This is a genomic window from Pontivivens nitratireducens, assembly GCF_011290545.1.
GTDB classification, from domain to species: domain Bacteria; phylum Pseudomonadota; class Alphaproteobacteria; order Rhodobacterales; family Rhodobacteraceae; genus Pontivivens; species Pontivivens nitratireducens.
The window spans coordinates 2,961,233-2,986,606 of record NZ_CP049811.1 but is presented as its reverse complement, the minus strand read 5'-3'; the positions used below and the strand labels follow the sequence as shown (position 1 = coordinate 2,986,606).

Genomic DNA, 25,374 nt, shown 5'->3' with positions numbered 1-25,374 from the left:
TCCACAATATATCCGCTGAAAGGAGCCATCCGATGGCCACCGTAAAAGTCACCGACGAAAGCTTCGAAACCGACGTTCTGAAGTCCGACATCCCCGTAGTGGTCGATTTCTGGGCGGAATGGTGCGGCCCGTGCAAGCAGATCGGACCGGCGCTCGAAGAACTGTCCGCAGATTATGACGGTCGCGTGAAGATCGTGAAGGTGAACGTGGACGAAAACCCGAACTCGCCCGCTCAACTGGGCGTTCGCGGTATTCCGGCCCTCTTCATGTTCAAGGACGGTCAGGTCGTGTCCAACAAGACCGGCGCAGCCCCCAAGGCCGCCTTGCAGGGTTGGATCGAAGAGAGCCTCTGAGCCTGATCCCATCCTGACATCTGAAACGCCCCGGCCCTTGCGCCGGGGTTTTTTGTGCACAAGGTTTTGGAAAACCCCGGATGAACGAGGTGCCCCCTCAGTCGGGAACGTTGTCGATGCCCGATCCGCCCAGCGGGTGGCACCGCGCGATCCGCCGGGCCGCCAGCAGCCCCCCCCGCAGCGCCCCGTGCTTTTGCAATGCTTCGAGAGCATAGGCCGAACAGGTCGGCTGATAGCGGCAATTGTGCCCGACATAGGAGGAGAAGGTCAGGCGATAGGCGCGCACCGGCAGGGACAATATCCATGCGCCGGGCGTCACGGGTGCAACTTTCGCAAGGCCGTGCGCAGATCGTTTGTCAGATCGGCAAATGACCGGTCCGTCGTGGCACCGTTGCGCCCGATCAGAACATAGTCATAGCCCGGCTGGCCCAACTGAGGCAGAACCGTTCGTGCGACCTCACGCAGGCGGCGTTTGGCGCGGTTGCGCATGACGGCATTGCCGACCTTTTTCGAGCAGGTATATCCGACGCGAATCGGCGTCTCGGCAGGCTCACCCGCTCCACGCTTGCGGGCCTGCACGACCATTCCGGTCATCGCCTGTCGCGGTGCACGGGCGGCCTTGAGGAATTCCGAGCGCTGACGCAGTACCGAAATCTGCTGGACTGTTGTGTCCGGGCATGACGAAGCCGCCAGACGCTCCGACCCTTCAGGTGCAGCATCCGGCGGCAAATTCATCATCAACCCTGATATCAGGCGCTGAGGCTCTTGCGACCCCGCGCGCGACGCGCGTTCAGGATCTTGCGGCCGTTCTTGGTCGCCATGCGGGAGCGGAAGCCGTGGCGCCGCTTGCGGACCAGGTTGCTCGGCTGGAAAGTACGCTTCATATCTCGTCTCCTCGCCCGGTGGGGCCTTCCAGATCGTGCCGGGGCGATGTGCCCTGCGGCGGTGCCGATCCGGATTGTCGGATTCGTCACCCTAATTCGTGTGAGCCGCTTCGATATGACGGAGGTGGAGGGAAGTCAATTGCCCAGCACCGGTTTTTGCGGTCTTCGCTGCGCGCTGTTTCTGAAACAAATCCCGGTGCCGGGTCAACCCGTCGTGATGGGCCTTTCCCAATGCGGTTTCGCGGCGCAGGTTCCCACGGCAAGCAGGGAAGAGGACGCAACATGTCAAAGACCACACAGACCGGCCCGCGCAAGGAGGGCCTTACCCTGCGCCGCGCCGCGCCGCTGATCGCCATCGCCATCGCGGCCGTGCTGGGATACGTTTTCCTGCGTGATTATCTGATCTTCGAATCCCTGCGCGACAACCGCGAGGCCCTTTTGACGTGGCGGGATCAGAATTACGCCTTTGCGGCGATGTGCTTTGTCGCACTCTATATTGCCATCGTCGCGCTGTCGCTGCCCGGGGCGGGTATGATGACGCTGACGGCCGGGTTCATGTTCGGGATCCTCGGCGGTATGGCGCTGTCGGTGACGGGGGCCTCGATAGGGGCGATGCTGATCTTCCTCGCCGTCCGTGTGGGGCTGGGCGATTTTCTGGCGGAGCGTATGGACGCGACCGGCGGCAAGATCGCGAAGGTGAAACATGCGCTGAACGAAAACGAAATCAGCGTGATGTTCCTGCTGCGTCTGCTGCCCGTGGTACCGTTTTTCGTGGCGAATGTCGTGCCCGCGCTGGTGGGGGTCAGGTTTCGCAACTTCGTCCTGACGACCGTGATCGGCATCGTTCCGGGCAGTTTCGTATTCGCCTCCGTCGGCAATGGCCTCAGCCAGGTCTTTGCGCGGGGGGAAAGCCCGGATCTGGGTATTATTTTCGAGCCGCATATCCTGCTGCCCATTCTGGGGCTGGCCGCCTTGGCGTTCCTGCCTGTCATCATACGCGCCGTGCGTGGCTCCCCCTTGCAGATCGAGGACAATTGAGATGACGACACGTATAAAGACCGATGTCTGCATTCTGGGCGCCGGGTCCGGCGGCCTGACCGTGGCCGCAGGGGCCGTGCAGATGGGGGCGAAGGTCGTTCTGATCGAAGGCGGCAAGATGGGGGGCGATTGCCTGAACTACGGGTGCGTCCCATCCAAGGCGATGATCGCGGCGGGGCATCATGCCCACGCGCAGGCCCATTCCGCCGATTTCGGCATCGCGAATGTGACCCCGCAGGTGAATTATGCCGCGGTGAAGGATCACGTGGCGGGCGTCATCGCATCCATCGCGCCGCATGACAGTGTCGAGCGGTTCGAGGGGATGGGCGTGCAGGTCATTCAGGATTACGGCACCTTCATTTCGCAAGACGAGGTGCAGGCGGGGGACACGATCGTTCAGGCGCGCCGCTTCGTCATTGCCACCGGCTCCTCACCGCTGGTGCCCCCGATCGAGGGTTTGGATACGGTCGAGTACCACACGAATGAGACGATCTTCGACCTGCGCGACACACCGGAGCATCTGATCATCGTGGGCGGTGGTCCCATCGGGATGGAACTGGCCCAGGCGCATGCGCGGCTCGGCATTCGGGTGACGGTGGTCGAGGGCAGCAAGGTGTTGCCCAAGGATGATCCCGAACTGGTGGACATCGCGTTGCGAAATATCCGGGCGGACGGCGTCACCATCGAGGAGGGCTTCCAGGTCGCCAGGGTATCCTCCGATAACGGCATCACCGTCCATTCCGACGACGGACGTGCGGTTCAGGGCTCGCATCTGCTGGTGGCCGTCGGGCGTAAGGCGAATATCGGACGGCTCGACCTGGACAGGGCAGGGGTGAAGCATGACCGTAGCATTGAGGTCGATAACGGATTGCGCACGTCCAACCGCCGTATCTATGCGATCGGAGACGTCACGGGCGGCCTGCAATTCACGCACAAGGCCAGCTACGATGCCGGAGTGATCATCCGCTCCATGCTGTTTGGTCTGCCGTCCAAGGTTAGAACGGATCATATTCCGTGGGTGACATATACGGACCCCGAGGTCGCACAGATCGGGCCGACCGAGGCGCAGGCGCAGGACGCGCATGGTGACAAGCTGGAGGTTCTGCGGTTCACCTTCGACCAGAACGACCGCGCACAGGCCGAACGGCGGACCGAGGGGTTGATCAAGGTCATGGTCGTGAGCGGCAAGCCTGTCGGCGCCTCCATCGTGGGTTTGCGCGCGGGGGAGTTGATCCAGCCCTATGTGCTGGCCATCGCCAACGGCCTGAAAATCTCCGCTCTGACCAATATGGTATCGCCCTACCCGACGATGACCGAGGTTACGAAGCGGGCCGCCGGGCAGTATTATACCCCCAGACTGTTCGAGAATGACTGGGTCAAGCGCGTCGTCGGGTTCGTTCAGAAATACCTTCCCTGATCCGCGGTTCGGTCAGGCGCCCGTCGCTTCGCGCCAATGCCGGCGGCACAGGGAAATGTAGGTCTCATTGCCGCCGATCTGCACCTGTGCGCCCTGGGTAATCGTCTCACCGTTTTCGTCCTGCCGGATCACCATAGTCGCCTTGCGTCCGCAATGGCATATGGTCCTGATTTCGCGCAAGGAATCCGCGATTGCGAGCAGAGTGGCGGAGCCGGGAAACAACTCGCCCTGAAAATCGACGCGCAGCCCGAATGCCATCACCGGCACGCGCAGGTCGTCGGCCGTGCGGGCCAGTTGCCAGACTTGCGCCTTGGTCAGGAACTGTGCTTCGTCCACGAATATACAGGCGAGTTTTCGTGTTTTCAGATGCGTCTCGATGCGGGCGAACAGGTCGTCTGCGGGCAGGTAAGTCTCTGCTTCATCGCTGATCCCTATGCGGCTGGCGATGCGACCCTCCCCCGCGCGGCGGTCCAGATCGGCGGTCAGCAACAGCGTGTCCATGCCGCGCTCGCGATAGTTGTAGCTCGCCTGAAGCAGGGCCGTGCTTTTCCCGGCGTTCATGGTGGAATAATTGAAGTAAAGCTTTGCCATCTATGAATTTTTCCCGCGCGAAATTGTAACCCAGATCAAACTAGCGCAATATGTTGTTGACAGGAACGTCGAACAGGCGAAATCTGGGGAAAAGAAGAAGAAACGATATGGGCTGCGATGTTCGATTCCTCCACGTTCGAAAAAAACACCACTCATTTGGGCGCGATCTGGCTAAATGGCCGAAATGGCTTCAGATTTCGCTTTGAAGTCAGGGAGGCGCATTCCCCAGCGCCGGGCGCCGTCGAAATTCAGTCCTGCATCCGTCAGGGACGATATGTCCGATTGCGTCTGGTGCCGAGCGGACAGGCGGAGATTCATCCAATGGCGCAGTATACCCTGACGCATCGTCCCGATAAGGACGATAAATTCAGCGTCGAGCAGGTCATCGCGGCGCTGAAATCCTAGGACTGCACTGAATGGCGATGGCGACGTGGCAGGCCGCTGGCTTTGGTGGCCGTCAGACCATCCGTGCCGATGGCTGTCTGTGATTTTCGTACGGGGACTGCCTCGCCATATTCGCGTTCCACAGCCGGTCGAGCTGAGGCGCAGCCATCGACATTTGCCAGCACACAAAGCCTGCCGCCCCCCGGACTAAGGGGGCGCGACCGGTTCAGAGTTCCTGCAGCGACGTGACCGTCAGATCACCCTCAAGGCGGTTCTTCATGGCCAATGCGGCGGCACGCGCCCCGGCGGCGGTGGTGTAGTACGGGATCTTGTCGTAAAGCGCGACGCGGCGGATCTCGCGGCTGTCCTCGATGGATCGTGCGCCCTCGGTCGTATTGAACACGATCTGGATGCGCTTGTCCTTCATTGCGTCCACGATGTTCGGACGCCCCTCGTAGACCTTGTTGACCTGCGTGGCCTTCACGGCATTGTCCTGTAGCCAGCTGGCCGTGCCGGCCGTGGCCAGGATCTCGAACCCGAGCGAGGATAGAACCGTCGCGGCCTCCAACATCAGGGCGCCCTTGTCGGCATCCTTGATCGAGATGAAAGCGGTGCCGTGATCGGGCAGCTTGATCCCCGCGCCCATCTGCGCCTTGAGGAAGGCGCGCGGGAACGATGTGTCCACGCCCATGACCTCCCCGGTGGAGCGCATCTCCGGCCCCAACAGGGTATCGACGCCGGGGAAGCGGGCGAAGGGCAGGACGGCCTCCTTGACGGCGACATGCTCCGGCTCCGCTGGTTTCAATTCGAAGGCCGACAGCTTCTCACCGGCCATGAGGCGCGCCGCAATCTTGGCGATGGGGGAACCAACGGCCTTGGCCACGAAGGGCACGGTGCGACTGGCGCGGGGGTTGACCTCCAACACGAAGATCACGCCGTCCTTGATCGCGAATTGCACGTTCATCAAGCCGACGACGCCCAGTTTCAGGGCCATCGCCTCGGACTGGCGCTTAAGCTCCGCCACGGTGTCCGCGTCGAGCGAGTGTGGGGGTAGGGAGCAGGCGCTGTCGCCCGAATGCACGCCCGCTTCCTCGATATGCTCCATCACGCCCGCGACATGCACGGATGTGCCGTCGCACAGGCAATCCACGTCCACCTCGACCGCGCCAGCCAGATAGCTGTCGAGCAGGACCGGGTTCGCGCCCGAGACCTGCACGGCGGCGGCGATGTAGCGTTCCAGATGCGCGGTGTCGCGCACGATTTCCATGCCACGACCACCCAGCACATAGGACGGGCGGATCACCAGCGGATAGCCGACAGATTCGGCGATCTGCATCGCTTGCTCGGCGGAGGAGGCGATGCCGTTGACGGGTTGTTTGAGGCCGAGCTCCTCCAACATCTGCTGGAACCGCTCGCGGTCCTCGGCCAGGTCGATCGCGTCGGGCGAAGTGCCCAGGATCGGGATGCCCTCATCCTGCAAGGCGTTCGCCAGTTTCAGCGGGGTTTGCCCGCCGAACTGCACGATGACGCCATGCAGCGTTCCGGCCTCCTGCTCCACGCGCAGAATCTCCAGTGTGTGCTCCAGCGTCAGCGGCTCGAAATACAGGCGGTCCGAGGTGTCGTAATCGGTGCTGACCGTCTCCGGGTTGCAGTTGACCATGATCGTCTCATACCCCGCCGCCGTCAGGGCGTAGCAGGCGTGGACGCAGCAATAGTCGAACTCGATCCCCTGACCGATCCGGTTGGGACCACCACCCAGGATGACGACCTTTTTTGCATCGGAGGGGCGGGCCTCACACTCGACCTCGCCCATCATGTCCGCCTCGTAGGTGGAGTACATGTAGGGGGTCTGGGCCTCGAACTCCGCCGCGCAAGTGTCGATCCGCTTGAACACGGCCTTGACGCCCGCACGCAGCCGCGCGTGACGAATCTCCGTTTCGGAGCGGGAGGTCAGCGTGGCGAGACGGGCATCGGTGAAGCCCATCATCTTGACCCGGCGCAGGGCGGTGGTGTCCTCGGGCAGGCCGTTGGCCAGGATATCCGCCTCAACCTCCACGATCTCCCGTATCCGGGCGAGGAACCACGGGTCATAGGAGGTGATGGCCCGGATATGATCGTCGTCCAGCCCGTCCCGCATGGCCTGCGCGATGACGCGGATGCGGTCGGGGGTGGCGCGGGCCAGTTCGGCCAGCAGATCGTCGCGGCTGTCGAAGGCGATGTCGTCGAAACCGGTCAGGCCGGTTTCCATGCTCGCCAGCGCCTTCTGGAAGCTCTCGTGGATGGTGCGGCCGATGGCCATCGCCTCACCCACGGATTTCATGGCCGTGGTCAGATTGTCCTGCGCGCCGGGGAATTTTTCGAACGCAAAGCGGGGAATTTTGGTCACGACATAGTCGATGGTCGGCTCGAAGGAAGCGGGGGTGACGCCGGTGATGTCGTTGTCCAGCTCATCCAGCGTATAGCCGACGGCCAGCTTCGCGGCGATCTTGGCAATGGGAAAGCCCGTCGCCTTCGACGCCAGGGCGGAGGAGCGGCTGACACGCGGGTTCATCTCGATCACGACCATGCGGCCGTTCTCGGGGTTCACGGCCCATTGCACGTTCGAGCCGCCGGTCTCCACGCCGATCTCACGCAGGACGGCAATCGAGGCATTGCGCATCATCTGGTATTCACGGTCGGTCAGGGTCAGCGCCGGGGCCACGGTGATCGAATCGCCGGTATGCACGCCCATCGGATCGACGTTCTCGATGGCGCAGATGATGATCGCGTTGTCCGCCTTGTCGCGGACGACCTCCATCTCGAATTCCTTCCAGCCCAGCAGGCTTTCGTCGATCAGGATCTGGCTGACGGGGGACGCGTCGAGGCCGGAGCGGCAGATCGCCTCGTAATCCTCACGGTTATAGGCCACACCGCCGCCGGTGCCGCCCAGGGTGAAGGCGGGACGGATGATCGCGGGCAGGCCGACCTCGTTGATGGCGGCCATCGCCTCATCCATCGAATTGACGATGGTGGCCTTCGGGTTTTCGAGGCCGAGCCGGTCCATCGCCTCGCGGAACAGCTTGCGATCCTCGGCCATTTCGATGGCCTCACGCTTCGCGCCGATCAGTTCGACGTCGAATTTCGCCAGAACGCCCATGTCATCGAGCTCCAGCGCGGTGTTCAGGCCGGTCTGGCCCCCCATGGTGGGCAGCAGCGCGTCGGGGCGTTCCTTCTCGATGATTTTGGCCACGACCTCGGGTGTGATGGGTTCGATATAGGTCGCGTCGGCCATGTCGGGATCGGTCATGATCGTTGCGGGGTTGGAATTGACCAGGATGACGCGGTAGCCTTCCTCACGCAGCGCCTTGCATGCCTGTGCGCCGGAATAATCGAACTCACACGCTTGGCCGATGACAATGGGCCCAGCGCCGATGATCATGATGGATGAGATATCGGTACGTTTGGGCATGGATCGTCCTCAGCTGGCGCGGGCAAATTGGGGCGTTGTTACGCGCGTGTGCGTTGCGGTGCAACCATATTGGCGGCGGCTTTGTCGTGAAGTATTGCGCGGATGTCGCGTTGGCCATTCAGGAGGATCGCATGTCGCACGGAACCAGACCGCTGGAAGATGTTCTCGACGATTTTGCAGAGTCGGTAAATCAGGAGGGGACGAGCGTCGGCGCACTGGTCCATTCGTTCGAGGACCGGTCGCTTGGTGCCGTGCTGGTGATCCTGTCGGCGCTGTTGCTGATTCCGGTGATCGGCGGCGTTCCGGGGGCGGCGGATGTTATCGCCGGGCTGATTCTGATCTTCATCGCGCAAAGCTGGTTCGGCAAAAAGGGTGTCTGGGTGCCCAAGTTCATCGCAAAGCGCGAAATCGGTGAGGACAAGCTGAACGCCGCCATAGAAAAGGCCCGCCCCTGGGCGCAAAGGGTGGACAAGTTGCTAAAGCCCCGACTGTCGGGACTGGTGCGCAATTGGCCCGCACGGCTGCTGATATCGGTCATCTGCGCGGTGCTGGCAGCGTCAGTCTTCATACTGGGGTTCGTGCCGTTCGCGATGACACCGGCTGCGGCGGCGATCTTGGCCTTCGGGCTGGCCCTGCTGGGGCGTGACGGATTGCTGGCGTTGATCGGCTATCTGTTCGTCGGGGGAACGGCGGTGGCGATCTGGCATGTCTGGGGCATCGTGTTCTAGCGCCGGATCGCCAGCGGCATGCCGATCTGCGGCGGGCGCGGCTGGTCGGCATGATCGGACAGCATCTGCGCCAACCGCTTCTGCGCCCAGTCCGGATAAGGTCTGGAGCGGCGCGTATTCAGATCGACACACATGATAAGCTGTTCAGCCAGCGCGCGCACGGTTCCGTCAATGACCAGTTCGCCCAGAATGTGAATCCGCTTCGCATCATGGTCGAGCAGCGTGAAACGCCCGGTGAAAACCTCACCCTCCAGAATCTCGCCCACGTAATGCATATGCGCCTGAATGACGTAGGAGCCGATCTTGTCCCGCTCCACATAGGCCAGCCCCAGCCCGAGGTGGTCGTCGAACACGTGATCCAGCGCCTGATCCAACGCAATGGAATAATATCCCACGTTCATGTGGCCATTATGGTCGATCCATTCGGCGGGCACGCGGCGCGGCAGGGTTTCGATTGGCGCGGCGTAGGGGCCGTCATGTCCGTCTTGCATCGTCGACTCGTCCTTTGACAATTTACCGTCCGCTGCGCAGGATCGCGCCAAACTGCGGGGAGGTACAGATGACCATTCAAACGGCTGTAGAAGAGCTGAGCAAGGCGTTGGGGCAGAAAGTACAGACAGGCGCCAGCATACGGGCGCTGCATGGCGGCAATGAAAGCTATTTCGACGAGGTGCTGCCCGATGCGGTCGTCTTTCCCGACAGCACGGCGGACGTGCAGCGGGTCGTGCAAATCTGTGCCGCCCATGATTGTCCTATCGTGCCATGGGGAACCGGCACCTCGCTGGAGGGACACGCCCTGGCGGTGCGTGGTGGTATCTCGCTGGACATGAGCAGCATGGCCGCCGTGGTCGAGGTCAACGATGGGGATATGGACTGTCGGGTTCAGCCTGGCTGCACGCGTGAGGCGTTGAACGCCGAATTGCGCGCGACGGGGCTGTTCTTTCCGGTTGATCCGGGGGCGAATGCCTCGCTCGGTGGTATGGCGGCGACGCGGGCGTCGGGCACGACGGCGGTGCGCTACGGCACCATGCGAGAGAACGTGTTGGCGATGGAGGTCGTGCTGGCCGATGGCCGTATCATCCGCACCGGATCGCGGGCGCGAAAGTCTTCGGCCGGATATGACCTGACCAAGTTGATCATCGGCTCCGAGGGGACATTGGGCATCATCACGGAACTGACCCTGCGCCTGCACGGCCAGCCCGAGGCCGCCGCCAGTGCCGTCTGCGCCTTTCCCGATGTGGAATGCGCCGTGAACGCGGTGCAGACCACCATGCAATTGGGCGTGCCCATGGCGCGGATCGAGTTTCTGGACGCCGAATGCGTGGATGCGGTCAACCGGGCCGACGGGCGCGACATGCCGCTGGTGCCGCATCTGTTCATGGAGTTCCACGGATCGGAGACGAGTGTGGCCGAGCAGGCCGAAACCGTTCGCGGCATCGTCGCGGAGTTCGGCGGCAGCGCCTTCGACTGGTCCACCGCGCAGGAGGTTCGGGCCAAGCTGTGGCACGCCCGGCATAACGCGTATTACTCGATCAAGGCGCTGCGCCCCGGTTGCCGTGCCGTCACCACGGATGTCTGCGTTCCGATCAGTGCGCTGGCCCAGGCCGTGCGTGAAACTTCGGCGGATATCGCGGAGAGCCCGCTGACCGGCCCGATTCTGGGCCATGTCGGCGACGGTAATTTTCATTCCGCCCTGCTGATCGAGGACGGCAACGCGCAGGAATTGGCTGAGGCCAAGCGCCTGTCGCACCGCATGGCGGAGCGGGCTTTGCGCCTGGGCGGCACCGTAACCGGAGAGCACGGTGTGGGTATGGGAAAGATGAAGTACATGGCCGACGAACACGGCGATGGATGGCAGGTCATGGCCGCGATCAAGACCGCGCTGGACCCGCAGAACATCCTGAATCCCGGCAAGATGGTCGAGGTGAATTGAGCGCCTCCGGCAGGGATATTTCAGGACACAAGATGGTCGTCGCGCCTCAGGACATGCCCCATGCCTTCGCCGCCGCGTGGATGGCGCGGGATGCTGCGGCGATTGCTTCGCTGTGCGTCGAGGATGCGGATTTCGTGAATGTCGTGGGCATCTGGTGGCATGATCGCGGTGCGATCGAGCGGGCGCATCACTACGGGCTGACGACGTTCTTTCGCGATTCGGTGCTGCGTGTCGGGCGTGTGAAGCTGCGAATGCTGGGGCCGGATCACGCGGTGGTCCATGCAAGGATGCGGTTGAGCGGGCAACGGGCGCCTGATGGCGCGGTCGCGGACGATCGTCACACCATGCTGAGCTTTGTCTGCACACTCGGGCCGCAGGGCTGGCAGGCGGTGGCAGTGCAGAATACCGATATCGTTCCGGGCGCCGAAACGCAGGTCAGCGACGGGGCGAGGCTGATACCGCAGGATTACCGCGACAGAACCTGATCGGTGGACAGTGCCTGCGCGAACTCACCATGCAAAGGGTCAATGGCAGCCTCGTGGATGGCCTGCGCTGATGGCTTGGTTCCGCCACGCCATGCCGGCTGGACGTTCTGCGTGAAGGCTGCGCAGGCATCGTGGGCGAGGGTCACTTCGAAGCCCAGATTGGCGGCCATGCGCACGGTTGTGGAAACGCAATGTGGCGTCGTCAGACCGCAGAGGGTCACCTCGCGCGCGCTCAGATCGTGCAAGCGTTGCTGCAAGTCGGTGCCGATGAAGGCGGAGTTTGCGGATTTCTCCAGCACCGGCTCACCGGGGAGAGGGGCCACGACGGCCTGAACCTCGGCACCTGCACCGATCAGCGGCGATCCGGGGGTCGTCGAAAGGTGCCGAACGAAGATCACGGGGCCCGACGCCTGCCGCCAATGCGCCAGCAGGCGCGCGGCGTTCCGCTCCGCCTGCGGATTGTTGCGCTCACCCCAATAGACCGCATTCGCCTGGTCGATGAATGCATCCTGGATGTCGATCAGGATCAGCGCGTTTATCATGACGTCTCCGAACCCCTCCTCCTGTACAATGGGCAGCAGCACAGGGGGCCGTGCACAATGGAGGAGGGTAATCGCGGTTACATGTTTTTCTGACGATAGTGCAGGCGACGCACCGATCCGGTCTTTGACCGCATCAGGATCGTCTCCGTCTCCAGATAATCGCCGTCGCGCCGCGCACCCTGAACGACGGAGCCGTCGGTCACGCCGGTTGCAGCGAAGATCACGTCATCCGTCACCAGATCGTCCCGCTGGTAGATACGGTCGTAATCGGTGATGCCGGCCTTGTCCGCGCGGCCACGCTCATCATCGTTGCGGAACAGCAGGCGGCCCTGCATCTGCCCGCCCATGCATTTCAGCGCGGCGGCGGCCAGAACGCCCTCGGGTGCGCCGCCCGATCCCATATACATGTCGATCCCGGTCTTTTCCGCCTCGGCACAGTGGATGATACCGGCGACGTCGCCGTCGGTAATCAGACGGATGCGGGCACCGGTGGCGCGGATTTCGGCGATCAGCTCCTGATGGCGGGGGCGTTCCAGAACGCAGACCATCACGTCCTGCATCCGGCACCCCTTGGCCGCGGCCATGACCTGTATGCGCTGGGTCGGGGACATTTCGAGATTGACCAGCCCGTCAGGATAGCCCGGCCCGATGGCCAGCTTTTCCATATAGACGTCCGGCGCGTGCAGCATGGACCCGCGCGGCCCCATGGCGATAACGGCCAGCGCGTTGGGCATGTCCTTGGCGGTCAGGGTCGTGCCCTCCAGTGGGTCCAGCGCGATATCGACGCCGGGGCCGTTACCTGTGCCGACTTCCTCCCCGATATAGAGCATCGGAGCCTCGTCCCGCTCCCCCTCACCGATCACGACCACACCCTTGATGTCGAGCATGTTGAGCTGCGTGCGCATCGCGTCTACGGCGGCCTGATCGGCGGCCTTCTCATCGCCGGAGCCGATGAGCTTGGCGGAGGCGATGGCAGCGGCCTCGGACACGCGGGCAAGCCCGAGGCTGAGCATACGATCAGAGAAGAGGGGGTCTTTTGCGGGCATGGGAGTCTCCGTTTATTGGCGGTCGTGCCTTTCCTGCGGGGTTGCGGCCCGCGTTGCAAGTGTCTTGGCCCGTTGGGGGCGTGTCAAAGCGTTTGCAGGCGCGATGTTGTGCCCGGTTGAGCGTCTCGTCGAGTGCTACACAAGGATTGTGAAGGTATTGTTCGACGCAGTCTTGCCACCGCAGCCGCGATCAGGCGATCACAGGCTCCACCCGATGCTCGCGTATGGGCAGGTGCACAATGGCGGAGAATGCGCCGATCCCCACGCCCACCCACCACACGACGGTATAGGTTCCGTAGAGATCGTAGAGCTTTCCGCCCAGCCAGACCCCCATGAAACTGCCCACCTGGTGTGAGAAGAACACGATCCCGTAGAGCGTTCCCATGTAGCGCAGACCGTAGATATGCGCGATCAGCCCCGAGGTCAGCGGCACCGTTGCCAGCCACAAGCTGCCCATGGTGATCGAAAACACGATGACCGTCAGCGGTGTCATCGGCAGCACGATGAAAGTGCCCGCGATGATCGTGCGACCGGCATATATTCCTGCGAGAAGATATTTCCGGGGCAGCGTCGCGCCAAGCTTTCCCGCATAGATCGTGCCCGCGATATTCGCCAGCCCGATCAGCGCGATGGACCATGCGCCCAGCTGCGTCGTGCTCGTCACGCCGATGCTGGCCAGCAGCCCTCCCGGTGCGATGGGGCCGCAAATCTCTGCGATGAAGGCCGGGAAATGCGCCGTGATAAATCCCAACTGATAGCCGCAGGAGAAAAAGCCGACGAAGATCAAGATATAGGATGGATCGCGAAACGCGCGGTTCAGGATCTGGCCCATCGTCTCCTCCACCTCCGCGCGGGACGCGGGGGCGGGGACCTTCATCAGCGGCAGCAACGCGAGGGAGGCAATGATGAGACAGGCAAAGATCGTGAACACTCCCGTCCAGTTCATGAACCCCAGCAAAATCGCCGCAACCGGGGGGCCGACGACCTGACCCGCGCTGCCCGCCGCCGTCGCGATTCCCAGCGCCATCGAGCGATGTTCGTCCGCCGTCGCGCGGCCCACCACGGCCAAGATGACCCCGAACCCGGTTCCCGCGATGCCGAAGCCGACGAGAATCTCCAACATCTGGATTTGCCCAGGCGTCACCGCATAGGCCGACAGCGCCAGCCCCGCCGCATAAGTCAGCGCGCCCAGAATGATCGCCCTGCGGTCGCCGAACTTCTCCGCGATGGCGGAAAAGACCGGCTGGCCGAAGCCCCAGGCAAGGTTCTGGATCGCGATGGCCAGTGAGAATTCCGACCTCAACCAGCCGAATTCCTGTGCGACGGGCAACTGGAACACACCGAAACTGGCCCGAATGCCGAAACTGACGATCATGATCAGCGATCCCGCGATCAGCACGGGTGTGAACAGGCGGGATTGGGTCATGGCGCGGCTCCGAAACAGGCGCGCAGATTAGGGGCGAAGCCGTTCGCGGGGCAATGCAATTATCGTATGCAATTGCATCCACACAATTGATGCGCCTGCCCTCTGGCACCTCGGCGCATGGATGGTTAAGCATTCGGCATGAGTGATGGACCCCTACAAAGATACCGCGCCCTGATCGCAGACGGCACGTTGGAGGCTGACCCCGCGCAACGGCTTGCGGTGGAAAAACTGCAATTGCTGCACACGCGCCTGACCGGATACGAGCCGGGTGCAGGACGCAAGGTTCGCGTGGGCATATTCGGCTGGGGCCGCGAGCGGGTGAGCGAGGCCGACATTCCCGGTCTCTACCTGTATGGCGGTGTCGGGCGCGGCAAATCCATGTTGATGGACCTGTTTTTCGACACTGCGCCGATTTCGGCCAAACGGCGCGTCCACTTCCACGCATTCATGCAGGATGTGCATGAGCGGATCGCAGAGGCCCGCAAGGCCGGGCGTGAGGACCCGGTGGAGCCGGTGGCGGAGGCAATCGCCCAGGACGCCGTGCTTTTGTGCTTCGACGAAATGCAGATCACCGACATCACCGATGCCATGCTGGTCGGCCGTCTGTTCGAGAAGCTGTTCGCCCGCGGCACCATCGTTGTCACCACGTCGAACCGCCATCCCGACGAATTGTACAAGAACGGCCTGAACCGACAGCTCTTCGTGCCGTTCATTGCGATGATCAAGGACCGGATGGAGGTTCACCACCTCGACAGCAGCAACGACCACCGGCTGGGGCGGCTGGCCGGGCGCGAGGTCTATTTCACAGGTCCGGATGCCGACGCGCGCATGGACGATCTGTGGCATGATCTGGCCGGCGGCGACGGCGCCCCGCTGAAGATCGAGCGCAAGGGACGCGAGGTCGTCATCCCGCGCTATCGCAGTGGCGTGGGCCGGGGCGACTTCGCGGCGTTCTGCCGTGTGCCCCTGGGCCCCGGCGATTATCTGGAAATCGCGCAAGCGGTTCGCACTCTCATGATCGACGACGTTCCGATCCTGACCCGCGACGCCGCGAACGAGGCCAAACGCTTCGTCACGTTGGTCGATGCATTGTATGAGGCCAAGGTTATGCTGGTCATGTCCGCTGCGGCGGAACCCGATGCCCTGTACGAAACCGGCGACGGCGCGTTCGAGTTTCAGCGCACGGCCAGTCGTCTGCACGAGATGGCCAGTGACGGCTGGGGAGCCTAGGCCGCGACGCATTCCGGCAGGATCGCGAAATACACCGCGACCGTCGCCACCACCGTGCCGAGCAGCGTCAGATAGATCGCCGCACTGCCCGCGAATTTGCGCGTACCCGTCAGCGCCGCCAGGGTCTGGCGCAAGGTAAATTCGTTTCGGCGGGCGATCATCAGGCCCAGCACGGCGATACCGCCGAACAGGACCAGCAGGGGCCACATCAGGGAGAATTCGGGGCAGATCGTGTCGGGCATGTTCGCGCCTCCTTCCCCTTGCCTAATTGCCGCAGGGCATCGGGGCAAGTAGGACGAGTGGCAAGTCACTCCGACTGAAGGCAGCCGATACTGTTGGCGGAGATGACGAATGTGCGCGGGCTTCCCGCGACATTGATCAATCCCGTCGTCGCAGACCCCTCGGTCAGGGCAAGGGTCGCGCCGGGTGCCAGCTTGCAGGTCAGCGCCAGTGCGCCCTTCTGCGTGCAGGTCACGCCCTCACTATGTGCCACGCCCCATGCGGCGAAGGTGCCGCGGGGCAGCATGTTGTCGGTCAGGGTCGGGGTCAGGGCCGCCTGGGTGCAGCCCTCGGCCCAATCGGATTTCAGGCTCGTCATGCGTTGGTATAGCGCGATGTTCGCGGTCTCCACCGTGCGCAGGGGCGCCATGCGATACCACTGCCAGACAGACCAACCCGAATAGGCAAGACAGAGCGCGCATATCACGATCGCCGCTGTGACCAGACCAGTTCCTGCCTTCATGACGTGCCCCCGGTGCATCAGATAGCACGAGCAAGCGCGAAGACGAAAACGGCCCCGCACCTGTAGGGAGGGCGGGGCCGTGCGCAGCTGAGAATTTGCGATCAGACGCGGCGTTCGCGCATCATCTCCTTGATCGCGGCGATGGATTTCGCCGGGTTCAGGCCCTTGGGGCAGGTCTTGGTGCAGTTCATGATCGTGTGGCAGCGGTACAGCTTGAACGGATCCTCAAGCTGATCCAGCCGCTCGCCTGTTGCCTCATCCCGGCTGTCGATGATCCAGCGATAGGCGTGCAGCAGCGCCGCCGGACCGAGGTAGCGATCACCGTTCCACCAATAGGACGGGCACGCGGTCGAGCAGCTGGCGCACATCACGCATTCGTACAGACCATCGAGTTTCTTGCGATCCTCGATGGACTGACGCCATTCCTTGGCGGGGCGATTGGTCTTCGTCTCCAACCACGGCATGATGCTGGCGTGCTGGGCGTAGAACATCGTCAGATCCGGGATCAGATCCTTGACCACGGGCATGTGGGGCAGAGGATAGATCGCGATATCGCCCTTCACCTCATCCAGACCATAGATACAGGCGAGCGTGTTGATGCCGCCGATATTCATTGCGCAGGAGCCGCAGATCCCCTCCCGGCAGGAGCGGCGGAAGGTCAGGGTCGGATCAATCTCGTTCTTGATCTTGATCAGCGCGTCCAGGATCATCGGGCCGCAATCGTCCTGATCGATGAAGTAGGTGTCGGTGCGCGGATTCTCACCCGTGTCGGGATCCCAGCGATAGATCTTGAGCTTGCGCAAATTCGTGGCCCCGGCAGGCTTCGGCCAGGTCTTGCCGACAGTCACGCGGGAGTTCTTGGGAAGTGTGAATTCTACCATTTGTGTTCTCCTCAGTCGATCGGACGGGCGTCGGTTTGCGCGATGCATTCCACGGTATCGGTCCGCCCCACCACAGCGGCGACGCGTTCCTCACCGCCGATCGCCGGATCGGTGTTGTTCAGGGCCGCAAGTGTGCGCAGCTCACCGTCGGTGGCGTTCTCAACCACGCAATCGGCGATGACCTCCGCCGCGGGTTCAGTGACCACATCGTCGGCGACGGCCTCGGCGGTGGCTTCGGCCTCGATCCGCTCCATGCGGCTGACATTGTCGTCGACCAGACTACAAGCCGACATCAGCGTAAGAGCAATCAGCGCTGCAATACGCATCAATAGACCCTCTTTTTCGGCGCGATTTTCGCCAGGTCGATGCCGCCCTCTTCCTGCGTGGACAGCGGGTCGAGATGCACGGGCCGGGTGTTCAGCGTGACGTTTGCGTTGTCCACGACCGCCAGCGAGTGCACGCGCCATTCCGCGTCGTTACGATCTGGATAATCCTCGTGCGCGTGGGCGCCACGCGATTCCTTGCGCGCCTCGGCAGCCACAACCGTGGCCAGCGCGTTCGGCATCAGGTTGGCAAGCTCCAGCGTCTCCATCAGGTCGGAGTTCCAGATCATCGAACGGTCCGTCACCTTCACGTCGGACAGACGACCGGCGATGGCGGTCATCTTCTCGACCCCCTCTGCCAGGGTCTTGTCCGTGCGGAACACGGCGGCGTCGGCCTGCATCGCCTTTTGCATATCGAGGCGCAATTCGGCTGTCGGCGTCGCGCCGCTGGCGTTGCGAAGGGTGTCGAAACGTTCCATCGCCTTTTCGACGCTGGCGGGGTTCATGTCCGGGTTAGCGGCGTTGGGGTCCACGACTTTGCCCGCCTTGATCGCGGCGGCGCGGCCGAACACCACGAGGTCGATCAGCGAGTTGGAGCCGAGGCGGTTCGCCCCGTGTACGCTGGCACAACCGGCCTCACCCACGGCCATCAGGCCGGGCACGGTGGCGTCCGGATTGTCGGCGGTGGGGTTCAGCACCTCACCCCAATAGTTCGTGGGAATGCCGCCCATGTTGTAATGCACGGTCGGCAGAACCGGGATAGGCTCCTTCGTCACGTCCACACCAGCGAAGATGCGCGCAGATTCGGAGATGCCGGGCAACCGCTCGGCCAGCGCCTCGGCCGGCAGGTGATCCAGGTGCAGGTGAATGTGGTCGCTGTCCTTGCCGACGCCGCGACCCTCACGGATTTCCATCGTCATGCAGCGCGATACCACGTCACGCGAGGCGAGATCCTTGTAGGTCGGGGCATAGCGTTCCATGAACCGCTCACCCTCGGAGTTGGTCAGATAGCCACCCTCGCCGCGTGCCCCCTCGGTGATCAGGCAGCCTGCGCCGTAGATGCCGGTCGGGTGGAACTGGACGAACTCCATATCCTGAAGTGGCAGGCCCTGACGGGCGACCATGCCGCCGCCATCGCCCGTGCATGTGTGCGCGGAGGTCGCGGAGAAGTAGGCACGGCCATAGCCGCCCGTGGCCAGAACCACCGTCTTGGCCGAGAACCGGTGCATCGTGCCGTCGTCCAGCTTCCACGCGATGACGCCCTGACACACGCCGTCCTCGGACATGATCAGATCGGTGGCGAAATACTCGATGTAGAATTCGGCCTGCTGCTTGAGGGACTGTCCATAGAGCGTGTGCAGGATCGCGTGACCGGTCCGGTCGGCGGCGGCGCAGGTGCGCTGCACCGGGGGGCCTTCACCGAACTCGGTCGTGTGACCGCCAAAGGGCCGCTGATAGATTTTGCCCTCCTCGGTGCGGGAGAAGGGAACGCCGTAATGTTCCAGCTCGTAAACCGCCTTGGGCGCCTCACGTGCGAGGTATTCCATGGCGTCCGTGTCGCCCAGCCAGTCCGACCCCTTCACGGTGTCGTACAGGTGCCATTGCCACGAGTCCGGCCCCATGTTGCCCAGCGAGGCGGCGATGCCGCCCTGTGCCGCAACCGTGTGGGAGCGGGTGGGAAAAACCTTGGAGATACAAGCGGTGCGCAGGCCCTGTTCGGCCATACCCAGCGTCGCGCGCAGACCGGCGCCGCCGGCCCCGACGACGACGACATCGTAAACGTGATCAGTAAATTCGTAAGCAGACATGTCGGTCCTCTCAGAGCGCGATGGTGACGATGGCGAAGATGCCAGCGGCAGCAGCGGCATAGCTCAGGCAGGTCGTGGCAACGATCAGCGCGGTGCGCGTTCCGCCCTGGGTGTAATCCTCGATCAGCACCTGAACGCCGCCCTTGAAGTGCATCCAGCCGACGCCCAGCGTCAGGATCGCGACGATCGCCGGGAAGGGGCGGGAATAGGTGGCCAGCGCCGTCTCGTAATCCGAGCCCAGCGTCGCGCCGAAGGTAAAGATGAACAGCGGCACCAGAATGACCAGCGCGATCGAGGACAGCGTCATCTTCCAGTGGTGGTCAGTTCCGGATCTGGCGGAGCCGAGGCCCTCGACCCGCTGGCGGTCTGTACGGAAATCCATGGTGTCTCTCCTCAAACCACGATGATCGTCAAAAGGGTGAGCACGAACGAGCCGATGATGCAGGCCTTGCCCAGATTCTCGGCTGTTTCGATATCCAGCCCGCGTCCGGTATCCCAATACAGGTGCCGCAGGCCGGCCAGATAGTGATACCACAGCGCCCAGACCGACCCGAGCATGATCAGGTCGCCAACGAAGGACGTGATCCACCAGCTTGCGTTTTCATACGCCTCGGGCCCGGCGGCCAGGGCGAGAAACCACCAGACAATCATCAGCGCCGCCACCAGCAAGGCGTTTCCGGTGATCCGCGTCAGGATGGATGTGATCGAGGTCAGCTGAGGCTTGTAAATGCTCAGATGCGGTGAAAGCGGGCGGTTGCCCCGGTTCACGTCGGCCATAGGTCCTCCAAGGATAGTCACGGCAGAATTGGTCGAAGCCCTGCAATCGGGGCTATTGAGCGACAACCTAGAACAGTTCTATCCCAAGCCAAAGAGCGGATTCGCCGGCTTTCGAGGATTTCCACGTCTATTCTGCCGCAGTGGGTGCATGTGTGATCACAAAATATTTCGTGTGATCACGTGGTTCGGACTGCTGCTCTACTTCGGCATTACCGCCCAATAGTCCAGATCGAGCAGCACGTCGGGACGATATTTTCCCGCCTCGTCACGCAATGGAAGCGCGCCGCTGTCCCCCTTCGTGGCAACCAGACGCAGGCGCAACGCCCCGACACCGGCGGCGTCGGTATCGGCCTTGTCCAGAACCTCGGACCAGGCGCGGACTGTATCGCCGGCAAAGCACGGATTCGCGTGGGCACCAGCATTGATGGCCACCATCATCTGCGCATTGGCAAGGCCGTTGAAGCTGAGCGTGCGGGCCATGCTGATGACGTGCCCGCCATAGATCAGGCGGCGGCCGTCCTCGCGATTGGTGGCATCGAAATGAACCTTGGCGGTGTTTTGCCACAGGCGGGTGGCGAGCATGTGCTCGGCTTCCTCGATGGTGACGCCATCGACATGGTCGATTTTCTCACCCACCTCATAATCGCTCCACCTATGCGGTGACCCGGCAGCAACCGTGTCGTAGCGGCTGAAGTCCAGGCCGTGTGGAACGTGCAGCGACCCGGGGGCCACCGCATCCGACAGTTCGGGCACGACAGTTTCTGGGGCGGGTGCATCCAGATCGCGTTTACGCAGCATCACCCAGCGTTTGAAATCCAGCACCAGATCGCCGTGCTGGTTGTGCCCCTCGGTGTGCACCCAGACCACACCGGTCTTGCCGTTGGAGTTCTGCTTTACCCCGATCACAGTCGAGCGTGAGGCCAGCGTGTCCCCGGGCCAGACGGGGCGATGAAAGCGGGCCTCGGCATAGCCCAGATTCGCCACAGCGTTCAGCGAGATATCGGGCACCGACTTGCCGAACACGGTGTGGAACACGATCAGATCGTCCAGCGGGCTGGCGGGCAGGCCGCAACCCTGTGCGAAACTGTCGGCGGAAGAGAGCGCGTGGCGCGCCGGATACAGAGCATGGTACAGCGCCCGCTCCCCCGATCCGACGGTGCGCGGGATCGCGTGTACGATGGTGTCACCGACGCGGTAATCCTCAAAGAAGCGGCCTGCATTCGTCTTCATAGTTGGCCCAGCCTCTTGTCCGGATCATAGTCGCCCGCGACCTCCTTGGTCACTGCCTGACCGCACATCATCACGCCCTTGCCCGCATCGAAGGCGTAGGTCGGGTCACCGTAGAGGCTCCACCCCTTGCTCAGCGCCTCGGTCACCTTGTGACAGAAGGCGGAGGAATCCTCATGGGTCAAAAGTCTGTAGGCGATCATGGTTTACCCCGGAAATGGCCAAACGAAAATGGAGTGGATGCCCGCTATCACGGCAAACACGACGAGTGTGATCACAACCAGCCGCACGTCGCCACCGACAGCCCCCGCCGGGGGGCGATGCCATTCCGGCGTCGCGCGGTTAATCACGAATATAGAGGTCAGCGACCACAGGCCCAGCCCGCCGAATAGCACGATCGCGGCCAGATCACCGTTCACCAGCAGGTGCGCCACGGTCCAGATCGTGAAGCCGATCAGCATCGGGTGGCGAAACCACGTCCGGGCGCGGCCCTTGGAACTTCCCGCGCCCAGCAGAAAGATCGCGATCAGCATCATCAGGTTGTTGAGGTGCACGGTCCACGCCGGCGGGAACCAGACGGGAATGAACTCGGTTCCGCGATAACCAAAGATCATCAGCAGGATCGAGACGCCCAGCACAGCGGCGACAATGCCCTTGCCACCCTTTCCCATACGGGCGCGGGCATCAGGGGCGATACGCTTGAACAGATGTCCGCCCCACCACAGGGCGACACCGAGAATCAGGATAAAAAACGACATCTCGAACTCCGATTGGCGAAAGCTGGTGGAGGATAGCCTAGCGCGCCGCCTCTTCCAATGTCGCGATTGCGTCCGCCTCCGCCAGCAGGCGGCGGGCATTTTCGACGTGCAGATTCTCGACGATCCGCCCGTTGACCACGGCGACGCCGCCGCCGGATGCCTCGGTCTGCTCAAAGGCCGCGATCTGGGCGCGCGCCTCCTCCAGCGCGTCGGGCGAGGGGCCAAACACCTCGTTTGTCACGGCCAGCTGGGCGGGATGGATCAACGTCTTTCCATCAAAGCCCATGTCACGGCCCTGCTCACACTCGACCCGCAACCCCTCATCATCCTTGAAGGCGTTGTAGACCCCGTCGATTATGGCGAGGCCATGCGCCCGCGCAGCCAGCAGGGCAAGGCCGAGCGAGGCGATCATCGGTGTGCGACCGAGAATGTGACTGGCATGCAGTTCCTTGGCCAGATCGTTCGTGCCCATGACCATGCAGGCCAGACCGGGCGCGGCGGCGATCGCGTCAGCGTTCAGCAGGCCGCGCGGCGTTTCCATCATCGCCCAGATCGCAATATCACCCGCGACAGCCCGCGCCTTGGCGATGTCGTCGGGGCTTTCGACCTTGGGCAGCAGAATCGCATCGGGGCGGGCCTCGGCGGCGGCGGCCAGATCGGCTTCGCCCCATTCCGTCTGGGCGCCATTGATGCGCACGATAACCTCACGCGGGCCGAACGGGCGGGACTTCACCGCCTCGCAGACCAGATCGCGGGCCGCGGATTTTTCCGCGGGGGAAACGGCATCCTCCAAATCGAGGATGAGGGCGTCCGCCGGCAGCGTCGCGGCCTTATCCAGGGCGCGCGACTTCGAGCCGGGCATGTAGAGGACGGAGCGGCGGGGGCGATGGTTCATGGGACTGTCCGGACGAATTGCGTTGCGCCGCAACATACCTGCGGCAGCACATAGCGCAAGAGGTCACGCAACAATATTTCATCTGGACCCATGGTCGCGCCTTAATCTATCGGCATCACGGGCGATGGTAACCGGCCGTTAACCAAATCAGCGCAACATGGTCTGCAAGCCGTGTATTTCCGCGGCCCTTCCCAACCCGAGCCGATTTCAGCGCACCCCGATTTGCGGGGTCGAAAGGATATTGCATGACCCTTTTCAATAAAGTCCTCGCCAGTTCTATTGTTCTGTTCGCCGCCGGCATTTTTGCCGCCGACGTGCAGGCGCAAGCGGACGAATGCGGCGTGCGGAACCAGACGATTCGAACGTTGACCGAGCAGTTCGGTGAAACCCGACGGGCCATGGCGCTCGACAATCGGGGAATCGTGGAGGTCTACGCGTCCGACCGGACCGGATCATGGACGGTGACGTTGACTCTGCCGAACGGGCGAACCTGCCTGCTGGCGGCGGGCGAGCACTTTACCCCGAACCCTGGTCCGCCCGCGACGGATCTGGAAAGCTAGCGCACTGGCCTCAGTTCAGGTCCGTACAAAAGCGGGAATCGCCCGCGCCACTCGCCTTCAGCTTCGGTTTGCGATCAATTCCGCCAGCGCGGCGATCACCCCCTCGATCCGCGAGGGTTTGGCGAAGACCTGGATGTCGGTGCCATAGCGCGCGCGCAGGTCTGCCTCACGCCCGTGGCCGGTATGGAAGACGAACGGGACACCGCGTTCGATCAGGCAATCGGCGAGGGGATAGGATGGCTGCCCCCTCAGGTCGAGGTCGAGGATCGCCGCGTCGATAGGGCCGGTTTCGGTGGCCATCAGCGTCAACCCCTCATCCACCTGAATCACCGGGCCCATCACGGTGGCGCCTGCGTCGATCAGCGCAAATTCCAGATCGAGGGCCAGCAGCCCCTCATCCTCCACGATCAGAACCCTGCGTCCGGTGAGCATGTCTACGCATGGCGTGTCGGATGAACGACCGGATGAAAGGCTGAGGCCGCCATCGGCGGGGCTGAAAACCCGAACCAGCGAAGCCCGGGCCAGCGAAGGGAGAGTGGGCAGGCGCATGGCTCATATCCTATTCAGAAGTGATATCTTGCGAATTGCGGCGTGATTGCCACGCAGCGTCTGGGCCCATCTGTGACCAAACTCATGACCATCTGATTAAGATATCGAGCCTGTTCCCGGACAATGTGACGGTTTCCTGCAAGGTGCCGGTTCTAAGGCATTGCGCGGAGCCGTCGGGGACAGGCAATTCTTGCAGTGCATCATGTTTGGCGCTAGGCAAACGCCAAACCTTACTGGCCAAGGGAGACTCGATATGGCGAGAGCCAAGATTGCACTAATCGGAGCGGGACAGATCGGCGGCACGCTGGCACACTTGCTGGCGCTGAAGGAACTGGGCGACGTGATCCTGTTCGACATCGCCGAGGGCACGCCCCAGGGCAAAGCGCTCGACATCGCGGAAAGCGCGCCTGTCGATGGGTTCGACGCGGCGATGAGCGGCGCGAACGACTATTCCGAAATCGCGGGGGCCGATGTCTGCATCGTCACCGCCGGTGTGGCGCGCAAGCCTGGGATGAGCCGTGACGACCTGCTGGGCATCAACCTCAAGGTCATGAAATCGGTGGGTGAGGGCATCGCCGCCCACGCGCCGAACGCCTTCGTGATCTGCATCACGAACCCGCTGGACGCGATGGTCTGGGCGCTTCAGAAATTCTCTGGCCTGCCGACCGAGAAAGTCGTGGGCATGGCGGGCGTTCTGGATTCCGCACGCTTCCGCCACTTCCTCGCGGATGAATTCAACGTTTCAGTCAAGGATGTCACGGCCTTCGTGCTGGGCGGCCATGGCGACACCATGGTGCCGCTGACCCGCTATTCCACGGTCGCGGGCATTCCGTTGCCCGACCTAGTGCAAATGGGCTGGACCACGCAGGACAAGCTGGACGCGATCGTTCAGCGTACCCGTGACGGCGGCGCGGAAATCGTCGGCTTGCTCAAGACCGGCTCCGCGTTCTATGCGCCCGCCGCATCCGCCGTGCAGATGGCCGAGGCATACCTCAAGGATCAAAAGCGCGTGCTGCCCGCCGCAGCACACGTGTCCGGCGCCTATGGCCTCGACGACATGTATGTCGGCGTTCCGACCGTGATCGGTGCCGGCGGCATCGAGCGTGTGGTCGAGATCAAGATGGACGATGCCGAGATGGAGATGTTCCAGAACTCGGTCAATGCCGTCAAAGGTCTGGTCAAGGCGTGTCAGGACATCGACGGTTCGCTCGCCTGATTTGATCGACACAGTCGATTTGAGGTCTCCGGTTCACGCCGGGGGCCTTTTCGTTGCCGGGTATTCTTGAAGTGCAGGGGCCTCCGGCGGGGATATTTGTCGAAAGTGATGGGCAGACGAAAACGACCCGGTC

Annotated in this window: 31 protein-coding genes; 10 read left to right on the top strand and 21 right to left on the bottom strand. The window is 62.8% G+C overall.

The window, feature by feature from the left end; genetic code table 11:
- The first annotated feature begins 32 nt into the window (after positions 1-32).
- Entirely contained in the window at positions 33-353 is a 321-nt protein-coding gene (gene trxA / locus G8E03_RS14720; RefSeq protein ID WP_166193580.1) for a thioredoxin, read from the top strand.
- Between the two features lie 97 nt (positions 354-450).
- Here the strand turns inward: trxA and yidD are convergent, their stop codons facing one another.
- From yidD to rpmH, 3 genes are read right to left on the bottom strand one after another with little or no spacing between them, the layout of a single operon-like run.
- Complete coding sequence (gene yidD, locus G8E03_RS14715) at positions 451-672, bottom strand: membrane protein insertion efficiency factor YidD (RefSeq protein WP_166193578.1); 222 nt, start codon at positions 670-672, stop codon at positions 451-453.
- Positions 669-1,091: a ribonuclease P protein component gene (gene rnpA, locus G8E03_RS14710; RefSeq protein WP_166193576.1), complete on the bottom strand. Its 423-nt coding sequence runs from the start codon at positions 1,089-1,091 to the stop codon at positions 669-671. The genes yidD and rnpA overlap by 4 nt, the downstream gene beginning before the upstream one ends.
- Positions 1,092-1,102: 11 nt before the next feature.
- Positions 1,103-1,237: a 50S ribosomal protein L34 gene (gene rpmH, locus G8E03_RS14705; RefSeq protein ID WP_037094141.1), complete on the bottom strand. Its 135-nt coding sequence runs from the start codon at positions 1,235-1,237 to the stop codon at positions 1,103-1,105.
- A gap of 282 nt (positions 1,238-1,519) precedes the next feature.
- Between rpmH and G8E03_RS14700 the strand changes: the two genes are divergently transcribed.
- On the top strand, positions 1,520-2,275 hold the full coding sequence (locus G8E03_RS14700) for a TVP38/TMEM64 family protein (protein WP_166193574.1): 756 nt from the start codon (positions 1,520-1,522) through the stop codon (positions 2,273-2,275).
- A gap of 1 nt (position 2,276) precedes the next feature.
- On the top strand, positions 2,277-3,692 hold the full coding sequence (locus G8E03_RS14695; protein WP_166193572.1) for a dihydrolipoyl dehydrogenase family protein: 1,416 nt from the start codon (positions 2,277-2,279) through the stop codon (positions 3,690-3,692).
- A gap of 12 nt (positions 3,693-3,704) precedes the next feature.
- Here the strand turns inward: G8E03_RS14695 and G8E03_RS14690 are convergent, their stop codons facing one another.
- Positions 3,705-4,283, bottom strand: coding sequence for a thymidine kinase (locus G8E03_RS14690; protein ID WP_166193570.1), 579 nt, complete (start codon positions 4,281-4,283; stop codon positions 3,705-3,707).
- Positions 4,284-4,400: 117 nt separating this feature from the next.
- Between G8E03_RS14690 and G8E03_RS14685 the strand changes: the two genes are divergently transcribed.
- A complete protein-coding gene (locus G8E03_RS14685) occupies positions 4,401-4,688 on the top strand; it encodes a hypothetical protein (RefSeq protein WP_166193568.1) in 288 nt (95 codons plus the stop codon).
- A 205-nt stretch (positions 4,689-4,893) separates the two neighbouring features.
- Here G8E03_RS14685 and carB read toward each other — a convergent pair whose 3' ends face one another.
- Entirely contained in the window at positions 4,894-8,115 is a 3,222-nt protein-coding gene (gene carB, locus G8E03_RS14680; RefSeq protein ID WP_166193566.1) for a carbamoyl-phosphate synthase large subunit, read from the bottom strand.
- Between the two features lie 131 nt (positions 8,116-8,246).
- On the opposite strand from carB, the gene G8E03_RS14675 reads away from it, so the two are divergent.
- Positions 8,247-8,843, top strand: coding sequence for an exopolysaccharide biosynthesis protein (locus G8E03_RS14675; RefSeq protein ID WP_166193564.1), 597 nt, complete (start codon positions 8,247-8,249; stop codon positions 8,841-8,843).
- Here the strand turns inward: G8E03_RS14675 and G8E03_RS14670 are convergent.
- Complete coding sequence (locus G8E03_RS14670; RefSeq protein WP_166193562.1) at positions 8,840-9,334, bottom strand: thioesterase family protein; 495 nt, start codon at positions 9,332-9,334, stop codon at positions 8,840-8,842. The genes G8E03_RS14675 and G8E03_RS14670 overlap by 4 nt on opposite strands.
- A 68-nt stretch (positions 9,335-9,402) precedes the next feature.
- On the opposite strand from G8E03_RS14670, the gene G8E03_RS14665 reads away from it, so the two are divergent.
- Positions 9,403-10,776: an FAD-binding oxidoreductase gene (locus tag G8E03_RS14665; protein WP_166193559.1), complete on the top strand. Its 1,374-nt coding sequence runs from the start codon at positions 9,403-9,405 to the stop codon at positions 10,774-10,776.
- Between the two features lie 32 nt (positions 10,777-10,808).
- Positions 10,809-11,261 carry an SgcJ/EcaC family oxidoreductase gene (locus G8E03_RS14660; protein WP_166193556.1) on the top strand — a complete coding sequence of 151 codons (453 nt, stop codon included), beginning with the start codon at positions 10,809-10,811 and terminating at the stop codon, positions 11,259-11,261.
- Here G8E03_RS14660 and G8E03_RS14655 read toward each other — a convergent pair.
- The 3 genes from G8E03_RS14655 to G8E03_RS14645 form a co-directional block, all read right to left on the bottom strand.
- Entirely contained in the window at positions 11,243-11,803 is a 561-nt protein-coding gene (locus G8E03_RS14655; protein WP_166193553.1) for a cysteine hydrolase family protein, read from the bottom strand. The genes G8E03_RS14660 and G8E03_RS14655 overlap by 19 nt on opposite strands.
- 77 nt (positions 11,804-11,880) lie before the next feature.
- Positions 11,881-12,849, bottom strand: coding sequence for a class II fructose-bisphosphatase (gene glpX / locus G8E03_RS14650; RefSeq protein ID WP_166193550.1), 969 nt, complete (start codon positions 12,847-12,849; stop codon positions 11,881-11,883).
- Between the two features lie 190 nt (positions 12,850-13,039).
- Positions 13,040-14,275, bottom strand: a complete 1,236-nt coding sequence (locus G8E03_RS14645; RefSeq protein WP_166193547.1) for an MFS transporter — start codon at positions 14,273-14,275, stop codon at positions 13,040-13,042.
- Between the two features lie 138 nt (positions 14,276-14,413).
- Here G8E03_RS14645 and zapE point away from each other — a divergent pair, with 138 nt between their 5' ends.
- The gene (zapE, locus tag G8E03_RS14640; RefSeq protein ID WP_166193544.1) at positions 14,414-15,505 is read left to right on the top strand and encodes a cell division protein ZapE; all 1,092 of its coding nucleotides are present in this window, start codon (positions 14,414-14,416) and stop codon (positions 15,503-15,505) included.
- Here zapE and G8E03_RS14635 read toward each other — a convergent pair.
- The 11 genes from G8E03_RS14635 to G8E03_RS14585 all read right to left on the bottom strand — a co-directional run bounded on the left by G8E03_RS14635 (position 15,502) and on the right by G8E03_RS14585 (position 22,916).
- A complete protein-coding gene (locus G8E03_RS14635) occupies positions 15,502-15,747 on the bottom strand; it encodes a hypothetical protein (RefSeq protein ID WP_166193541.1) in 246 nt (81 codons plus the stop codon). The genes zapE and G8E03_RS14635 overlap by 4 nt on opposite strands.
- Positions 15,748-15,812: 65 nt before the next feature.
- The gene (locus G8E03_RS14630) at positions 15,813-16,247 is read right to left on the bottom strand and encodes a hypothetical protein (RefSeq protein ID WP_166193538.1); all 435 of its coding nucleotides are present in this window, start codon (positions 16,245-16,247) and stop codon (positions 15,813-15,815) included.
- A 101-nt stretch (positions 16,248-16,348) separates the two neighbouring features.
- Positions 16,349-17,128, bottom strand: coding sequence for a succinate dehydrogenase iron-sulfur subunit (locus G8E03_RS14625; RefSeq protein ID WP_166193535.1), 780 nt, complete (start codon positions 17,126-17,128; stop codon positions 16,349-16,351).
- A gap of 11 nt (positions 17,129-17,139) precedes the next feature.
- Positions 17,140-17,454 carry a hypothetical protein gene (locus G8E03_RS14620; protein ID WP_166193532.1) on the bottom strand — a complete coding sequence of 105 codons (315 nt, stop codon included), beginning with the start codon at positions 17,452-17,454 and terminating at the stop codon, positions 17,140-17,142.
- Entirely contained in the window at positions 17,454-19,259 is a 1,806-nt protein-coding gene (sdhA, locus tag G8E03_RS14615) for a succinate dehydrogenase flavoprotein subunit (protein WP_166193529.1), read from the bottom strand. Before sdhA ends, G8E03_RS14620 begins: the two co-directional genes overlap by 1 nt.
- Positions 19,260-19,269: 10 nt before the next feature.
- Positions 19,270-19,641 (bottom strand): succinate dehydrogenase, hydrophobic membrane anchor protein, encoded by a 372-nt coding sequence (gene sdhD, locus G8E03_RS14610; RefSeq protein WP_166193526.1) that lies wholly within the window; start codon positions 19,639-19,641, stop codon positions 19,270-19,272.
- Between the two features lie 11 nt (positions 19,642-19,652).
- Entirely contained in the window at positions 19,653-20,036 is a 384-nt protein-coding gene (gene sdhC, locus G8E03_RS14605; RefSeq protein WP_166193523.1) for a succinate dehydrogenase, cytochrome b556 subunit, read from the bottom strand.
- Between the two features lie 198 nt (positions 20,037-20,234).
- The gene (locus G8E03_RS14600; protein ID WP_166193520.1) at positions 20,235-21,266 is read right to left on the bottom strand and encodes a MaoC family dehydratase; all 1,032 of its coding nucleotides are present in this window, start codon (positions 21,264-21,266) and stop codon (positions 20,235-20,237) included.
- Positions 21,263-21,466 carry a DUF1737 domain-containing protein gene (locus G8E03_RS14595; protein WP_166193517.1) on the bottom strand — a complete coding sequence of 68 codons (204 nt, stop codon included), beginning with the start codon at positions 21,464-21,466 and terminating at the stop codon, positions 21,263-21,265. The genes G8E03_RS14600 and G8E03_RS14595 overlap by 4 nt, the downstream gene beginning before the upstream one ends.
- A 3-nt stretch (positions 21,467-21,469) precedes the next feature.
- A complete protein-coding gene (locus G8E03_RS14590; RefSeq protein ID WP_166193514.1) occupies positions 21,470-22,021 on the bottom strand; it encodes an NnrU family protein in 552 nt (183 codons plus the stop codon).
- Between the two features lie 37 nt (positions 22,022-22,058).
- On the bottom strand, positions 22,059-22,916 hold the full coding sequence (locus G8E03_RS14585) for an HpcH/HpaI aldolase/citrate lyase family protein (RefSeq protein WP_166193511.1): 858 nt from the start codon (positions 22,914-22,916) through the stop codon (positions 22,059-22,061).
- A 245-nt stretch (positions 22,917-23,161) separates the two neighbouring features.
- On the opposite strand from G8E03_RS14585, the gene G8E03_RS14580 reads away from it, so the two are divergent.
- Positions 23,162-23,476 carry a hypothetical protein gene (locus tag G8E03_RS14580; protein WP_166193508.1) on the top strand — a complete coding sequence of 105 codons (315 nt, stop codon included), beginning with the start codon at positions 23,162-23,164 and terminating at the stop codon, positions 23,474-23,476.
- A gap of 57 nt (positions 23,477-23,533) precedes the next feature.
- Here G8E03_RS14580 and G8E03_RS14575 read toward each other — a convergent pair whose 3' ends face one another.
- Positions 23,534-24,025: a response regulator gene (locus G8E03_RS14575; RefSeq protein ID WP_205793154.1), complete on the bottom strand. Its 492-nt coding sequence runs from the start codon at positions 24,023-24,025 to the stop codon at positions 23,534-23,536.
- 253 nt (positions 24,026-24,278) lie between these two features.
- On the opposite strand from G8E03_RS14575, the gene mdh reads away from it, so the two are divergent.
- The gene (mdh, locus tag G8E03_RS14570) at positions 24,279-25,241 is read left to right on the top strand and encodes a malate dehydrogenase (protein WP_166193505.1); all 963 of its coding nucleotides are present in this window, start codon (positions 24,279-24,281) and stop codon (positions 25,239-25,241) included.
- The last annotated feature ends 133 nt before the right edge of the window (positions 25,242-25,374 follow it).

Coding starts and splice junctions, on each gene's coding strand:
- G8E03_RS14685 (WP_166193568.1), top strand. CDS start 4,401: ATGTTCGATTCCTCCACGTTCGAAAAAAACACCACTCATTTGGGCGCG.
- G8E03_RS14600 (WP_166193520.1), bottom strand. CDS start 21,266: ATGAAGACGAATGCAGGCCGCTTCTTTGAGGATTACCGCGTCGGTGAC.
- G8E03_RS14700 (WP_166193574.1), top strand. CDS start 1,520: ATGTCAAAGACCACACAGACCGGCCCGCGCAAGGAGGGCCTTACCCTG.
- rnpA (WP_166193576.1), bottom strand. CDS start 1,091: ATGATGAATTTGCCGCCGGATGCTGCACCTGAAGGGTCGGAGCGTCTG.
- G8E03_RS14590 (WP_166193514.1), bottom strand. CDS start 22,021: ATGTCGTTTTTTATCCTGATTCTCGGTGTCGCCCTGTGGTGGGGCGGA.
- G8E03_RS14620 (WP_166193532.1), bottom strand. CDS start 17,454: ATGCGTATTGCAGCGCTGATTGCTCTTACGCTGATGTCGGCTTGTAGT.
- carB (WP_166193566.1), bottom strand. CDS start 8,115: ATGCCCAAACGTACCGATATCTCATCCATCATGATCATCGGCGCTGGG.
- zapE (WP_166193544.1), top strand. CDS start 14,414: ATGAGTGATGGACCCCTACAAAGATACCGCGCCCTGATCGCAGACGGC.
- G8E03_RS14675 (WP_166193564.1), top strand. CDS start 8,247: ATGTCGCACGGAACCAGACCGCTGGAAGATGTTCTCGACGATTTTGCA.
- G8E03_RS14635 (WP_166193541.1), bottom strand. CDS start 15,747: ATGCCCGACACGATCTGCCCCGAATTCTCCCTGATGTGGCCCCTGCTG.
- G8E03_RS14665 (WP_166193559.1), top strand. CDS start 9,403: ATGACCATTCAAACGGCTGTAGAAGAGCTGAGCAAGGCGTTGGGGCAG.
- mdh (WP_166193505.1), top strand. CDS start 24,279: ATGGCGAGAGCCAAGATTGCACTAATCGGAGCGGGACAGATCGGCGGC.
- G8E03_RS14580 (WP_166193508.1), top strand. CDS start 23,162: ATGACCCTTTTCAATAAAGTCCTCGCCAGTTCTATTGTTCTGTTCGCC.
- G8E03_RS14585 (WP_166193511.1), bottom strand. CDS start 22,916: ATGAACCATCGCCCCCGCCGCTCCGTCCTCTACATGCCCGGCTCGAAG.
- G8E03_RS14660 (WP_166193556.1), top strand. CDS start 10,809: ATGGTCGTCGCGCCTCAGGACATGCCCCATGCCTTCGCCGCCGCGTGG.
- glpX (WP_166193550.1), bottom strand. CDS start 12,849: ATGCCCGCAAAAGACCCCCTCTTCTCTGATCGTATGCTCAGCCTCGGG.
- G8E03_RS14645 (WP_166193547.1), bottom strand. CDS start 14,275: ATGACCCAATCCCGCCTGTTCACACCCGTGCTGATCGCGGGATCGCTG.
- G8E03_RS14690 (WP_166193570.1), bottom strand. CDS start 4,283: ATGGCAAAGCTTTACTTCAATTATTCCACCATGAACGCCGGGAAAAGC.
- G8E03_RS14595 (WP_166193517.1), bottom strand. CDS start 21,466: ATGATCGCCTACAGACTTTTGACCCATGAGGATTCCTCCGCCTTCTGT.
- sdhC (WP_166193523.1), bottom strand. CDS start 20,036: ATGGCCGACGTGAACCGGGGCAACCGCCCGCTTTCACCGCATCTGAGC.
- sdhA (WP_166193529.1), bottom strand. CDS start 19,259: ATGTCTGCTTACGAATTTACTGATCACGTTTACGATGTCGTCGTCGTC.
- trxA (WP_166193580.1), top strand. CDS start 33: ATGGCCACCGTAAAAGTCACCGACGAAAGCTTCGAAACCGACGTTCTG.
- G8E03_RS14625 (WP_166193535.1), bottom strand. CDS start 17,128: ATGGTAGAATTCACACTTCCCAAGAACTCCCGCGTGACTGTCGGCAAG.
- G8E03_RS14655 (WP_166193553.1), bottom strand. CDS start 11,803: ATGATAAACGCGCTGATCCTGATCGACATCCAGGATGCATTCATCGAC.
- G8E03_RS14695 (WP_166193572.1), top strand. CDS start 2,277: ATGACGACACGTATAAAGACCGATGTCTGCATTCTGGGCGCCGGGTCC.
- rpmH (WP_037094141.1), bottom strand. CDS start 1,237: ATGAAGCGTACTTTCCAGCCGAGCAACCTGGTCCGCAAGCGGCGCCAC.
- sdhD (WP_166193526.1), bottom strand. CDS start 19,641: ATGGATTTCCGTACAGACCGCCAGCGGGTCGAGGGCCTCGGCTCCGCC.
- G8E03_RS14575 (WP_205793154.1), bottom strand. CDS start 24,025: ATGCGCCTGCCCACTCTCCCTTCGCTGGCCCGGGCTTCGCTGGTTCGG.
- G8E03_RS14670 (WP_166193562.1), bottom strand. CDS start 9,334: ATGCAAGACGGACATGACGGCCCCTACGCCGCGCCAATCGAAACCCTG.
- G8E03_RS14630 (WP_166193538.1), bottom strand. CDS start 16,247: ATGAAGGCAGGAACTGGTCTGGTCACAGCGGCGATCGTGATATGCGCG.